Genomic DNA, 13,535 nt, shown 5'->3' with positions numbered 1-13,535 from the left:
GCCGCCTACACGACGCCACTCTCCTGTAAGCGGCGAATTGCTTCGTCGCTCTTGCCCAGCAGGCGGCCCAACACGTCCCGCGTATCTTCACCAAGCGCCGGCGGTGCCTTGGTGTAGCTCAGCGACGTTTTGGAGTACTTGATGGGGTTGGCAACGCCGGGCACGCTTCCAAAGGCGCCCGGCACATCCACCTTCATTCCCCTGGCTTTTACCTGCTCGTCCTCGAAGACCTGCGCGATGTCTTGAATGGGGCCGCAGGGGACACTGATAGACTGCAAGAGCTCCGTCAACGCCGCGCTATCAAAGCTCTGCGTCACTTGGCGGATGATGGCCACCAGCGCTTCGCGATGCTGAACCCGCATGGGGTTAGTGGCAAAGCGTGGATCATGGGCCACCTCGGCCAGGCCGACGGCGTTGCAGAAACGCTGGAACTGGCCATCGTTACCGATTGCGATAATGACTTTCTCGCCGCCCGAGGTAGGGAACGGCTGATAGGGAACCAGATTAGGGTGGTATTCCCCGGTACGTTTCGGGGGCGTGCCGCTACAGAAGTAATTCAACGCCTGGTTGGCAAGCCAGCTCACCTGCACGTCGAGCAGCGCCATGTCGATATGCTGGCCTTCGCCGGTCTGGTGGCGGTGATGCAAGGCACCGAGTATGGCAATGACGGCGTTCATGCCCGTGGTCAGGTCCGCTACCGCCATGCCCACGCGCTGCGGCCCGGCGCCCGGCTCATCGTCCGGCACACCGGTGATACTCATAAGCCCCGCCTGCGCCTGGATGAGATAGTCGTAGCCCGCCATGCTGGCCATAGGGCCGGTCTGCCCGAACCCGGTGACCGAGCAGTAAATAATGGCCGGATTGATCGCCGCTAGACTCGCGTAGTCGAGCCGCTTGCTCGCAAGCCCACCCGTCTTGAAATTCTCCACGACGATATCGCACTGCTCGGCGAGTTCATGGAGCAGGGCCTGGCCTTCCGGTCTAGCGATATCGACCGTGACCGAATGCTTGCCACGATTGGCCGAAAGATAGTAAGCCGACTGGGGCGGCGACTGCCCCTCACCCTGCCACCAGGGTGGCCCCCAGTGGCGCGTATCGTCGCCAAGCACGGGGCGCTCGATCTTGATCACCTCGGCGCCCATGTCCGCCAGTATCTGCGTACACCAGGGGCCGGCCATCACCCGGCTCAAGTCGAGTACCCGCACTCCTTTCAAAGGCCCAGCCATGGACGCTCCCCTGCTTGATGATGATCATGGCCCAAAGGCCATCCTGAAACGCTCACGACTCCAGCTGCCTGTCCTTGCCAGCCGCGCGCCGCTCCTGAAAGAACTTGAACAGCGCATAGGCGATGGACCCGAATGTCAGCGCGATGAAGAACCAGGTGATAGGTCCGCGTACGAAAACCGATAGATCCCCGTGACTGATCAACAGCGAACGTCGAAGGTTATCCTCGAACATTGGCCCTAGAATAAAGCCGATCAAAAAAGGCGCGGCAGGTATGCCCGAACGATTGAAGAGATAGCCCACCAACCCGAATACCAGCATGAGCCAGATATCGAAGGTCGAATTGTTGACCGCGTAGGCGCCATAAACACAGAACATCAACACGATTGGGAACAGGATGGACTTGGGAATATCAGCAATGAGCGAAAAGTACTTGATGGCCGCATTACCGACGACCAGCAGGATGAGCGAGCTGAACATGATGCCCAGGAACAAGGCGTAGATCAGCGAGAGGTTCTCCTGGAACATGATGGGCCCGGGAGTCAAACCATGCACCATGAAGGCGCCCAGAATGATGGCGGTAATGACATCGCCGGGAATCCCCAGCGACAGCAGAGGAATCAGCGTGGCGCCCGCAACCCCGTTGTTGCCCGCTTCGGCAGCGGCTACACCCTCGACTTCACCCTTGCCGAAGTTGGCCTTGTTGGGCGAGCGCCGCCGAGCATCGCTGTAGGATATGAAAGCAGCGGCCGTTGCACCGGTGCCAGGGATGGCGCCGATCAGTACACCGATCAAGCTGCCCCGGATGATGCTTTTCAGGCTGCGCTTCAACTCTGCCATGGTCATGCCCGCACCGCTCGCCTTGGCCTTGATGTGAGGCACGATCTTCTTTCTATAGAATTCCAGTATTTCCGGTATGGCAAACAGACCGATCAACAGCGGAATGAAGGAGATCGAATCCATCAGGTTGTAGTTGCCAAAGGTAAGACGCTGCGAACCGAAGACTGAATCCAGCCCCACTAGCGACAAAAGGATGCCCATTAAGGCAGCCAACAGCCCTTTCACCATGGAGCCGCTGGCCAGCGAGATGATGATGGTCAGAGAGAAGCAGATCAGCCAGAAGAATTCCGGCGCGCCAAAATTGAGCGCTATTTTGGCCAGGTACGCGGCAAAGAAGATCAGGGCGATATTGGAGATAAAGTCGGCGATGACCGAGGAGAAAAGCGCCGTTTTCAGCGCCTTTTTGGCATTCCCCTGCTGCGCCATGGGATAGCCATCAAGCAGAGTGCAGGCCGAGGCAGGAGAGCCTGGTGTTCGAATCAATATGGCCGTGATCGACCCGCCGTACATGCCGCCCTTATAGATACCCACGAGCAGCAGAATAGCGGCGACCGGCTGCATCGAAAAGGTGAAAGGCAAAGCCAGCGCCACCGCCATGGTAGCCGTGAGACCGGGAATCGAGCCGACGGTGACACCGATGACGACACCCAGCGCAATCGCGATGAAATTATCGATGCTCAAAAATAACTGTAAGACTTCCGAGAAGTTTTCCATAAATCACCTAAGCCGTACGTTGCTGTCGCGTCTTTAGAGGGGCATCAACGGAAGAGGAACATTCATCACGTTGACAAAGAGCAACGTCACGCCAACGGGAAAAGCGATGGCAAAGCCATACGCCCACCAGGTTCTGACGGGATGAGCCAGAAACAGGAGAACGGTCGCCAAAATGCCGGTCACGATCGCCCCCAGTGACTCGAAAAAAAGAATGTAGATCAATACGGCGACCAGCATGATGATGAAACGACGCAGAGGCCCTTTCACCAGTTTTCGCTCATCGTTTTCGCCATCCTGGTGAACCAGAACCCCTTGCAGGATCAGCAGAATGGAGAAAGCAAACATCAACCAGCTGACGATGTTGGGTAGCCACCTGGGCGACATCATTGGGTTCTGAAGAATGGGAGGCTCACCGATATAGTTAGGTACGAGATAGAGCGCCAGGACAAGCGAAATCACCAGCAGTATGACGCCGGTGATAAAATCCAGAGAATCTTTGATCTTTTTCACGACATTGGGACCGGAGAACGACATAACTGCCTCCCAGGGAGACACGTTAAAGTAAGCAAGAAAGGCGAAGGCCGTTGCGACCTTCGCCCTTGTTCTACCAACAAGCGTTTACTGGCTGATGCCTGCCTGCTCGGCAACCTCCTGCCAGCGTGCCAAGTCATCGATGACAAACTGCTTGAACTCTTCACCTTCGACCTGCCCCGGTTGGGCGCCCAGTTGCTCGGCAAAGTCGAGGAATTCCTGACGCTCCATGACCTCGTCCAGTGCCGCTTTCAAGGTGTCATAACCCTCTTCGGGGAACGAGTTATGCGCAATCAAACCAAACCAGGCGGTCGTCACGAACTGATCCAGGTTGTATTCGCCGATTTCAGAAAGCGTGGGTACGTCCGGTAGGTACGGAGAACGCTCCTCGGAGGTAACGGCAAGCGCGCGCAAATCGCCCGATTTGATATGCGAGTAGACCGTCGGCATGTTCTCGAAGGAAACGTCGACATCGCCGCCCAGCAAGGCGGGGAGCGATGCACCGCTGCCTGCGAAAGGCACGGCGGTCATTTTAGATCCCGTCAGCGTTTTGAACAGCTCACCGGACATGTGGATGGAGCTGCCTACACCGCTGTGGCTGAAGGCCATGTCCTGATCCTGAGCGGCCTCGATGAACTCGATGACCGAGTGATAGGGACTGTCCGCCGGCACCACCATGACGTTGGGAATGTCGATAACGTTCTGAATGAAGGTGAAGTCTTCGACAGGGTCATAAGACAGATTGGGATAAATGGCGGCACCAATCGTATGCCCCGGAGAGGCCATCAAAAGTGTATGATCGGCATCACGGCCGCCGCGCGCCAAGCGGCCAGTACCGACCGTTGAACCAGCGCCGGGACGATTCTCGACGATGACGTTGGCGTCCAGTTCATCGCTCAGCAGATCAGCGACACGGCGGGACAGTACATCGGTGGTTCCGCCCGGCGCGTAGGGTACGACGAGCCTAACATCCTTCGTTGGCCAGTCAGCGACAGCAGCGGTCGAAAAGGAGGCGGAAATCAGCATGGCACTGCCGCAGGCAGCCCAGGAACTGACGGTTAAAAACTTTTTCATCATGGTCTTCTTCCTATGCGTAACTGCCGAGGTGTTCGCTATTCGTACATATATTCGCATTCCATACAAATAGGGTACTGCGTTACTCTACTGCTAAAAAACACAACTTTAGTAGCAGCTTGCCAAGCATCCTGAGAAGGCTGCCCGGCTCCGGCAAGCATTAGCTACTCAAAAAAGAAGACAGCCCCGCTTTGAATGTATGACCTAACACTACTCGAGCGGCTCGTAGGGCAAACCGACATAGTTCTCGGCGATCGTCTTGAGCCCTGCCTCGGAGCTTGTGACGTAATCCAGCTCGGCGAGCCGTAGTCGGCTGTCAAAACTGTCTTCGTCGTTGAAATTGTGCAGCATGGTTGTCATCCACCAGGAGAAGCGCTCAGCCTTCCAGATCCGTTTCAGGCAGGTCGGTGAGTAGCGCTCGATCAGATCCGTGCGGCCTTCCTGGTAGACCTTCACCATCAGCCGGTAGAGCGTATTCACATCGCTGGCGGCGAGATTGAGCCCCTTGGCGCCGGTGGGCGGAACGATGTGCGCCGCATCGCCGACCAAAAAAAGTTTGCCAAACTGCATGGGCTCAACCACGAAGCTTCGAAGCGGCGCGATACTCTTCTCGATGGAAGGCCCGGTCACGAGCTGGTTGGCCACCTCATCGGGCAGGCGGCGCTTGAGCTCTTCCCAAAAGCGCTCATCGGACCAGTCCTCCACTTTTTCATCCAGCGGCACCTGCAGGTAGTAGCGGCTGCGGGTAGCGGAGCGCATGCTGCACAGGCTAAAGCCACGCGCGTGGCGGGCGTAGATCAGCTCGTCGGACACCGGCGGCGTGTCGGATAAAAGCCCCAGCCAGCCAAAGGGATAAACCTTTTCGAACTCAGTGAGGCGATCACCGGGAATGCTCTGGCGCGAGACGCCGTGGTAGCCGTCGCAGCCGGCCACGTAGTCACAGTCGAGCCGTAGGGTGTCGCCGTTATGCTCGAAGGTTAGATAAGGCGCGTCGCTTTCCAGATCGAAGAGCTGAACGTTGTCCGCCTCATAGAACGTGGTAGCCCCGGCGGCGTCGCGAGCCGCCATCAAATCGCGCGTCACCTCGGTCTGACCGTAAACCATCACCCGACTGCCGCCAGTCAACTCGTCCAGCGCCACGCGCACGCGGCGGTTGTCGAAAGCCAACTCGAAGCCGTCGTGGGGCAGACCCTCTTCATCCATGCGCCGGTCGACGCCGGCTTCACGCAGAAGGTCCACCGTGCCCTGCTCCAGCACCCCGGCGCGGATACGGCTCAGCACGTACTCGCCGCTGCGCCGCTCGAGGATCACGTTGTCGATTCCCTGGCGCTGCAACAGCTGCCCCAGCAGTAGACCGGACGGCCCGGCACCGATAATCGCCACCTGTGTTTTCATCGAAGGTTCTCCCCAAGCGTGTTCTATACGATCTGTTCCACACGATCTATAAGTTGTATTTTTGATCGAAAGAAGCGCTGGGATAAGGCAGGATATCGCCTATTATCTGGATTTTTGGCGTATAAATGATCGACTTTAGTCAAATGCGCCAGGAGCACTCGATGTCACAGCCTTCCATCGTTCCTGTATTCAAGCTTTACGGCGAAACAAGTCGCTGGCCCACGCCGGATCTTTTGCACTGCGAATCGATTCCTGAGCGTAGCCGGCTGCACGACTGGCGTATTCGCCCGCACCGCCATACCGATCTGGTTCACGTACTGTTGGTCACGCAGGGCAGCGTGGATCTGGAGCTGGAGGGAGCCCACCACTATCAGCGGGATGCGGGGGTCATCGTGGTACCGGCCATGACGATTCACGGATTCTGTTTTTCGCCGGACGTGGCGGGGTACATCGTGACCCTGGCTCAACCGCTGGCGGACCATCTGGGAGTCGCGCTGGACGATGGCCGAGCGCTCAAGCAGCCAGGGTTTTACACCCTTGAAACCGCCGCCAATAGAGCGCAGATCGTGACACTCGTCGAGCAGATCGACCGTGAGTATCGCCACCCGGCGCCGGGACGGCGACAGCTTTTGGAGGTGCTGGCCCAGGCACTGGCCATCGAGCTCGAGCGCCTGGTACTGCCGCGCAAACCCGCGCCCCGGCGTTTAGCGCCCAAACCGCGCGAAAAGGGCCGCCAGCACCTTGAACAGTTCCACGCGCTAATCGAGCAGCGCTTCAAGGAGCAGCCCGGCATCGAGGCGCTGGCCGGCGAGCTTGGCCTCAGCCGCGCGCACCTCAACCTTTTGTGCCGCCAGCAGGAGGGCCTGAGCGCCCTGCAGATACTCCACGAGCGGGTGCTGCTGGAGGCCAAGCGCCAGCTCACCTATACCAACATGACCATCGCCGAGATCGCCGATGGCCTTGGTTTCTCCGAGCCGTCCTACTTCACCCGGTTCTTCAAACGCAACACGTCGTTGGCCCCGCGCGCGTTTCGACAGCGCCAATTTTCAGAGCGCGCAGAGTAGTGCCATAATTCAGGGATCGCGATCTCCCACGATACCCTATGGGTACTCACCCGGTAGCTTAAGGCTTGCGTATGTATAAAAAATTACAGCGATTCTTTTTTTTAAAACGGCCTGGCTGGTACCTGCTCAACCGCGCGCCGATGAACCCGGTGCTGAATCTGCACGGCTTGACGCCCATGCCCCACCTGGATGACAAGAGCAGCAGCCGCTTTTTTCTGCAGGAGAAGACCGGCACGCTGTTCAAGCTCGTGCACGATAAATACTCACCCCGCGAGGATTTCTGGCGCTGGCTGGGACGCGACATCATTTCCAAGCGCTTGACCGGCTCCTATGACGCTCACAAGGAGTACCAGAGCCGGCGTATTTTGAAAAAGCTGGGCCAGCGCACGGTTAACGTGCGCTGCTACGGCGTAGCGCTCAACTTCTTGAACCCGCTGGGCTCGCTCTATGCCATGGAGCACATGAGCCGGTGTCAGGCGGGAAGCGACTACTATGCCGACCTTGATGACACCAGCCGCGCCCGCTTCATCGATACCTTGGCCTTCCAGGTGGCGGCGCTGGCCGAGGCGGGCTACTACCACCGCGACCTGCATCTGGACAACCTGATGATCGACGAAAGCGGTCAGTTGATTTGGATCGACACTCACGTGAAGGCGCTGCCCTCGTCGCGGGAAAAGCGTCAGGCGCTGTTCGACAACATGCTGACCAACAGCCGCATCGAAGAGCCCGCCGACCGGGCCCGACTCAAGGACCACCTCGCGCCGTATTTTTCCAGCGCCAACGAGGCCCCGAGCCAGTCAGGATGAGAGCAGATAAGGCTAGAGCAAAAAGAACGTGCTTAGCACCGGGAAAATGATCAGCAGCGCCAGTCGCAAGAAGTCCGACACGATGAACGGCGCCACGCCCTTGAAGATCTCGCCCAGGCCCACGTGCGGCGCCATGGCCTTGATGACGAACACGTTCATGCCCACAGGCGGGGTGATCAGGCCAAGCTCCACCGTCAGCACCGTGATGATCCCGAACCAGACCGGATCAATGCCCAGCGCCTGGATGATCGGATACACCACCGGCACGGTGATCACCAGCATGGCGATCGAGTCCATGAACATGCCGAGCACGAAGTAGAGCAGAAGGATGCACAGCACCACCGCGATGGGCGCCAGGTCCATGCCGTAGAGAAAGTCGCTGATGGAAAACGAAATCCGCGAGACCGAGATGAAGTAGCCCAGCGTCTCGGCGCCGACCAGCATGAAAAACACCACCGACGACAGCGCCAGCGTCTCCTGCAGGCTGCGCCAGAGACCGGCTCCGCGCATGCCCTTGTAAAGCGCGTAGAGAAGCGTGGCGAACGCCCCAACGCTGGCGCCTTCCGTGGGGGTGAACAGGCCGAAATAGATCCCCAGAATCATCACCAGGAAAACGGCGAAGAACGGTATCAGCCCGGATATCGAGGAAAACTTCGCCCGCCAGGACGTCCGCTCGCCGGCCACTGCCAGGTCTGGGCGCAGGCGCATGACGACCGTTACCGTCAGCGCGTACATGACCAGCCCCATCAGGCCCGGAATCAGCCCCGCCATGAACATGTCGCCGACCGACTGCTCGGTCAAAATGGCGTAGATCAAAAGCGCAATACTCGGCGGAATCATGATACCGAGCGTGCCGCCAGCGGCCAGCGCTCCGGTGGCCAGGCCCCGGTTGTAGCCGTAGCGCTCCATTTCCGGCAGCGCCACGCGGGTCATGGTACTGGCTGTGGCCAGCGACGAGCCGGAAATCGCCGAGAACACCCCACAGGAGCCGACCGCGGCAATGGCAAGCCCCCCTTTCCAGCCGCCGCAGATCGTGCGCGTGGCGTCAAAAAGCTTGCCTGCCATGCCCGAATGCGCCGCCAGCACGCCCATTAAAATGAACATGGGCACGGCGCTGAAGCTGTAGTTCGACAGCACTTCGATGGGCACGGTCTTGAGCTGCGCGATGGCGGCGTCCCAACTGATGATCTGTGCAAAACCACCCACACCGATGATCAGCATGGTCAGCGCGACGGGCACTCTGAGCACCATCAGTACCAAGAGCAGGCCAAGCCCCAGCGCTCCAATCATTTCACTCCCCATCGGCCACCTCCACGTCAGCACCAAAGAGCGCACAGAGCAGCGCGTGCAGGGCGCTACGAATGCCAAGCAGCAGGCTCATGGCCGCCGCCGCGTAGTAAATGGGCCCCATGGGCAGGCGCAAATCCTGGGTCACCTCACCGTGACGCGAGGCCGCCGCCGCCGAATCCAGAAGCCCGGTAAACAGCACCAGTCCCAACGCGGCAAAGCCCAGCAGATAGACGCCGTGAAGGCGGTTTTTCATCCACTGGGGCAGGCGATGCGAAAACGCCTCGACCACCACTTGGCTTTTCTCGACGTTGGCCGCCATGGCCGCGAGCAGCGAGCACAGCATGAGATAGCTCACAAGTTCGACGCTTCCGCTCACGCGTAGCGCGAAGGCGCCGTCGGTCAAGCGATAGAGATAGCGGGTGCTGACATCGGCGATGGTCACCATCAGCAGCGCTACCAGCGCTACACCGGCGACCACGCGACAACAAAAGGCCAGCCAGTGGCTAGCCTTTTCCAGAGAACGCTGCATCGGTTACTCCTGGGCGCTTTCGCAAGCTGCGCTGGCCGTCAGCGCGGCTTGATAAACATCGCGTGCCTGATCGAGGCCCCGCTCTTCGAGCTGGCTCAGGTAGGTTTCGATACCATCCTCCAGCGGGCCCTGCCAGTCCGGGTCCTCGAGCGGATTTTCGATTTCGCGAATGGTGTGCCCGGCGTCGACCGCTTCCTGCTTGCCTTCGACATCCAGACGATCGAAAACCTCGCCAGCCTTCTCGGCCCACTTCATACCGGAGTTGTCGTCGATCACCGCCTGCTGCTCCGGCGTCAAACGCTCATAGGCGCGCTGGTTCATGGTCGCGACGAAGACCAGCGTGTAAAACGGCACCTCGGTGTGGTAGCTCACCAGTTCGTTGATGCTAAAGCTGCCAAGCCCCTCCCAGGGAAAGCTCAAGCCGTCGATGACGCCGCGCTGCATGGAGGTATAGATATCCGGCGCTGGCATACCCACCGGGCTTGCCCCCATGTTTTCGAGCATTTCACCCGCTACGGCGGTCGGGCGGCGAATGCGAAGCCCTTCGAGGTCCGCCGGGGTCTGCACGTCGGTATCGATGGTATGGATACCGCCAGGACCGGTGGTAAACATGAACAACGGCCGGGTGTCCTCGTACTCGCTATCGAGATGGCCTTCGTCATACAGGGTCTGCAGTACGCAGGCGCCCTGGGTCGCCGAATTCGCCACGCCCGGAAGCTCGACAATTTGGGAAAGCGGGAAGCGTCCGGCGGTGTAGCCTTGGGCCGTCGCGCCGATATCGGTAATGCCGTTAGCCGCCGCTTCGTAGATGGAGTCCGGCTTGGCGAGCGTACCCGACGGGAACATCTGTACGTTCAAATCGCCATTGGACTCTTCGGCGATGGTATCGGCCCAGGCTTGCAGAATATCTTCGTTGACGGCGGAAGCGCCCGGCCAGAAGTGCGCCATACGAAGCGTGGTGGCCGCCTGGGCGGAAGCAATGGAGAGACCAGCGATGGTGGCGGCGAGCGCACACCGAGCGAAAACTGCTTTCATGAGGAGCTCCCGTTCTGTTGGTAGAACACGCTTGTTCGCATAACGAATATAAGTTCGTTTTATGGAAATACCATAATCCACTTGCCTATCGAGCACCAATCGACCTTGGTCCAGGGTATCTACGTTGATGGGCATCTTTCGAGACGCTCATAAAAGAATGACTGCTAGTGCTGGCTTCCTAAAAATGCCTGGTAGCGAATACCAATCAAGGCGTGCTCGCGCATCAACATTTCAACTCGCGCGCCTTCGCCCCTATCGAGTGCTTGAAAGATGAGTTCGTGGTGCAACTGAGCCAGCTGCAGCTTTCTGAACTCGCCGACTCGATTTTCGTCATCGATTACGATGGACGCTGCGGCAGCGAAAGGCAGATGGTCGTTGCGCGCGATGGCGTCGCCAATCACGGCGCTGCCAGCAGAACTGACGATCAAATCATGAAAACGGTAGTTGAGCTCGATCCAGCGCTCGACATCATCGTCCTCCAAATGTCCCTTTTCAAGCACACCCCGCCCCTTTTGGATCCAAAAAAGCAGATCCCGGCGAAGCTCGTCGGACACTCCCCGCTCGGCCACGCGCCTGGCCGCTAGCCCTTCCAGCGCGCCGCGCACTTCCACCGCGCAGTGAATATCGGCGTCGGTGAATTCGCGCACCATGTACCCACGTTTACCCGCACGCTTCAACAGCCCTTCCTGTTCGAGGCTTCTGAACGCCAGCCTGACCGGCGTTCTGGAGACGCCCAACCGCTCGGCAACCGCCTCTTCGCCCAGTCGCTCACCCTGGGGATAGAAGCCGTCCTCGATCAGCTTGCGCAATCGACTGGCGACGCTTTTATCGTTACTCCCCATTATTGCTCCTGTATCAATTGTTTATCGCCATGCAAGAGGTCGGGTAAACCAAAAGTATAGGTTGACGAAGAAAACCATCACCCTCTTTACTTTGGATCCAATAACTAAAAAATCAAAAAATACTCTAGAGGATCCTGCCGTGACTCGACACCACTCTCCCTACCCGATGAATACCTGGTACGTTGCCTGCACGCCTGACGAGCTGGAAGATAAACCGCTCGGGCGCACTATCTGCAACAAGCAGCTCGTATTCTTTCGCGGCGACGAAGGCCGCGTCGCCGCCATGGACGATTTCTGCCCCCACCGCGGCGCGCCGCTCTCTCTCGGGTTCGTGCGCGACGGCAAACTGGTGTGCGGCTACCACGGCCTGGAAATGAACTGTAGCGGCAAGTGTGACAGCATGCCCGGCCAGCGCGTACGCGGCTTTCCCAGCGTGCAGTCGTACCCGGTCGAGGAGCGCTACGGCTTTATCTGGATCTGGCCCGGCGACCCCGACAAGGCGGACGCAAGCCTCATTCCGGTACTCGAGTGGGCAGAGAACCCGGAGTGGGCCTACGGCGGCGGACTCTATCATATTGGCTGCGAATACCGGCTGATGATCGATAACCTCATGGACCTGACCCACGAGACCTACGTTCACGCCTCCAGCATCGGCCAGCCCGAGATCGAGGAAGCCGCCCCCGACACCAGGGTAAATGGCGACGAAGTCGTGACCAGTCGCGAGATGGAAAACATTCCCGCCCCGCCGTTCTGGCAGGCGGCGCTGCGCGGCAATGGCCTGGCCGACGACGTGCCGGTGGACCGCTGGCAGATCTGCCGCTTCACGCCGCCAAGCCACGTACTAATCGAAGTGGGCGTCGCTCACGCCGGTAACGGCGGGGCCAACGCGCCGGCGGACAAGAAAGCCTCGAGCATCGTGGTCGACTTCATCACGCCGGAATCGGATACCTCAATCTGGTACTTCTGGGGCATGGCGCGCAACTTCAAACCCGAGGATCAGGCGCTGACCGACAAGATCCGCGAAGGCCAGGGCAAGATCTTCGAGGAAGACCTCGAGATGCTAGAGGCGCAGCAGAGTAATCTGCTCAAGTACCCGGACCGCCAGCTTCTGAAACTCAACATCGACGGCGGCGGCGTACAGGCGCGCCGGATCATCGACCGCATCCTGTCTGAGGAGCGCGAGGCCGCAAGCACGGAGGAGAGCGCATGACCCACTCCGCCCCCTCGATGATCGTGGAGGTCAAGGCGCGCCACGTCGAGGCGCGCGATATCGTCACCTTCGAACTTGCCGACCCCCACGGCCGGGAGCTCCCGGCCTTCAGCGCTGGCGCGCATGTTGATGTGCGCGTCAAGGAAGGGCTGGTGCGCCAGTACTCGCTTTGCAACCATTCAGACGATCGCGACCGTTACCTGATCGGTGTGCTGCGCGACGCCAACTCGCGCGGCGGCTCCCACGCCATGCACGATGAGCTCCAGGTCGGCGATCTGGTCCAAATCAGTGCGCCGAAAAATCACTTTCCGCTCAAGCCCGCCGAGCACACCCTGCTGCTGGCCGGCGGCATCGGTATCACGCCGCTTCTATGCATGGCCGAACGCCTGGCGCATACCGACGGTGGGTTCGAGCTGCACTACTGCACCCGCTCCCAGGAGCGTACGGCGTTTTATCAGCGCCTGCAGGACTCGAGCTTCGCCGAACGCGTGCACTTTCACTTCGACGACGGCGACGCCAGCCAGCACCTGAACCTCGACGCGCTGCTCGGCGAGCCCAGCGCCGATACCCACGTTTACGTGTGCGGCCCCAAGGGCTTCATCGATGCAGTCATGACCACCTGCAAGGCCAGCGGCTGGCCGGAGGATCAGGTGCATACCGAGTACTTTAGCGGCGCCGATACCTCGAGCGAGGACGACGGCAGCTTCGAGGTACGCATCGCCAGCAGCGGGGCAAGCTTTACCGTGCCTGCGGACAAGACCGTTCATCAGGTGCTGGCCGAAAACGGCATCGAGGTGATGGTCTCCTGCGAACAGGGCGTATGCGGCACCTGCCTGACCCGCGTGCTCGAAGGCGAGCCGGACCATCGCGATTTGTATCTCGAGGAGCACGAGCATGCAGCCAACGATCAGTTCACGCCGTGCTGTTCCCGTGCTAAAAGCAGCGTACTCGTATTGGACCTTTAAGTTCTCCCCCCTGATA

General features: G+C 59.5%; 13 protein-coding genes. 4 read left to right on the top strand and 9 right to left on the bottom strand.

Annotated features, from left to right (window positions below; all coding sequences use genetic code 11):
- Nucleotides 1–5 precede the first annotated feature (5 nt).
- The 5 genes from ACGLWX_RS11070 to pobA form a co-directional block, all read right to left on the bottom strand.
- The gene (locus tag ACGLWX_RS11070; RefSeq protein ID WP_396239724.1) at nt 6–1,226 is read right to left on the bottom strand and encodes a CaiB/BaiF CoA transferase family protein; all 1,221 of its coding nucleotides are present in this window, start codon (nt 1,224–1,226) and stop codon (nt 6–8) included.
- A 52-nt stretch (nt 1,227–1,278) separates the two neighbouring features.
- Nucleotides 1,279–2,778: a tripartite tricarboxylate transporter permease gene (locus ACGLWX_RS11065; RefSeq protein ID WP_396239722.1), complete on the bottom strand. Its 1,500-nt coding sequence runs from the start codon at nt 2,776–2,778 to the stop codon at nt 1,279–1,281.
- Between the two features lie 33 nt (nt 2,779–2,811).
- A complete protein-coding gene (locus tag ACGLWX_RS11060) occupies nt 2,812–3,312 on the bottom strand; it encodes a tripartite tricarboxylate transporter TctB family protein (protein WP_396239720.1) in 501 nt (166 codons plus the stop codon).
- A gap of 84 nt (nt 3,313–3,396) precedes the next feature.
- Nucleotides 3,397–4,383, bottom strand: a complete 987-nt coding sequence (locus tag ACGLWX_RS11055) for a Bug family tripartite tricarboxylate transporter substrate binding protein (RefSeq protein WP_396240045.1) — start codon at nt 4,381–4,383, stop codon at nt 3,397–3,399.
- Between the two features lie 210 nt (nt 4,384–4,593).
- Nucleotides 4,594–5,778 carry a 4-hydroxybenzoate 3-monooxygenase gene (gene pobA / locus ACGLWX_RS11050; RefSeq protein ID WP_396239718.1) on the bottom strand — a complete coding sequence of 395 codons (1,185 nt, stop codon included), beginning with the start codon at nt 5,776–5,778 and terminating at the stop codon, nt 4,594–4,596.
- A gap of 161 nt (nt 5,779–5,939) precedes the next feature.
- Here pobA and ACGLWX_RS11045 point away from each other — a divergent pair, with 161 nt between their 5' ends.
- Nucleotides 5,940–6,842: a helix-turn-helix domain-containing protein gene (locus ACGLWX_RS11045; RefSeq protein WP_252108048.1), complete on the top strand. Its 903-nt coding sequence runs from the start codon at nt 5,940–5,942 to the stop codon at nt 6,840–6,842.
- 71 nt (nt 6,843–6,913) lie between these two features.
- Nucleotides 6,914–7,648 carry a hypothetical protein gene (locus ACGLWX_RS11040; RefSeq protein ID WP_252108047.1) on the top strand — a complete coding sequence of 245 codons (735 nt, stop codon included), beginning with the start codon at nt 6,914–6,916 and terminating at the stop codon, nt 7,646–7,648.
- Nucleotides 7,649–7,660: 12 nt separating this feature from the next.
- Here the strand turns inward: ACGLWX_RS11040 and ACGLWX_RS11035 are convergent, their stop codons facing one another.
- From ACGLWX_RS11035 to ACGLWX_RS11020, 4 genes are all read right to left on the bottom strand, one after another.
- Nucleotides 7,661–8,950 (bottom strand): TRAP transporter large permease, encoded by a 1,290-nt coding sequence (locus ACGLWX_RS11035; protein ID WP_396239716.1) that lies wholly within the window; start codon nt 8,948–8,950, stop codon nt 7,661–7,663.
- Complete coding sequence (locus ACGLWX_RS11030) at nt 8,940–9,467, bottom strand: TRAP transporter small permease (protein ID WP_252108045.1); 528 nt, start codon at nt 9,465–9,467, stop codon at nt 8,940–8,942. The genes ACGLWX_RS11035 and ACGLWX_RS11030 overlap by 11 nt, the downstream gene beginning before the upstream one ends.
- A 3-nt stretch (nt 9,468–9,470) precedes the next feature.
- Nucleotides 9,471–10,502, bottom strand: coding sequence for a TRAP transporter substrate-binding protein (locus tag ACGLWX_RS11025; protein ID WP_396239714.1), 1,032 nt, complete (start codon nt 10,500–10,502; stop codon nt 9,471–9,473).
- A gap of 164 nt (nt 10,503–10,666) precedes the next feature.
- Nucleotides 10,667–11,344, bottom strand: coding sequence for a GntR family transcriptional regulator (locus tag ACGLWX_RS11020; protein ID WP_396239712.1), 678 nt, complete (start codon nt 11,342–11,344; stop codon nt 10,667–10,669).
- Between the two features lie 166 nt (nt 11,345–11,510).
- Between ACGLWX_RS11020 and ACGLWX_RS11015 the strand changes: the two genes are divergently transcribed.
- Nucleotides 11,511–12,554 carry a Rieske 2Fe-2S domain-containing protein gene (locus tag ACGLWX_RS11015; protein WP_396240043.1) on the top strand — a complete coding sequence of 348 codons (1,044 nt, stop codon included), beginning with the start codon at nt 11,511–11,513 and terminating at the stop codon, nt 12,552–12,554.
- Nucleotides 12,551–13,519 carry a PDR/VanB family oxidoreductase gene (locus ACGLWX_RS11010; RefSeq protein WP_396239710.1) on the top strand — a complete coding sequence of 323 codons (969 nt, stop codon included), beginning with the start codon at nt 12,551–12,553 and terminating at the stop codon, nt 13,517–13,519. Before ACGLWX_RS11015 ends, ACGLWX_RS11010 begins: the two co-directional genes overlap by 4 nt.
- Nucleotides 13,520–13,535 lie beyond the last annotated feature (16 nt).

Origin of the sequence: Halomonas sp. HMF6819 (assembly GCF_044335525.1) — a bacterium.
Taxonomy (GTDB): domain Bacteria; phylum Pseudomonadota; class Gammaproteobacteria; order Pseudomonadales; family Halomonadaceae; genus Vreelandella.
Note: the sequence above shows the minus strand (reverse complement) of the source record. Positions and strands in the feature narration are given on the sequence as shown.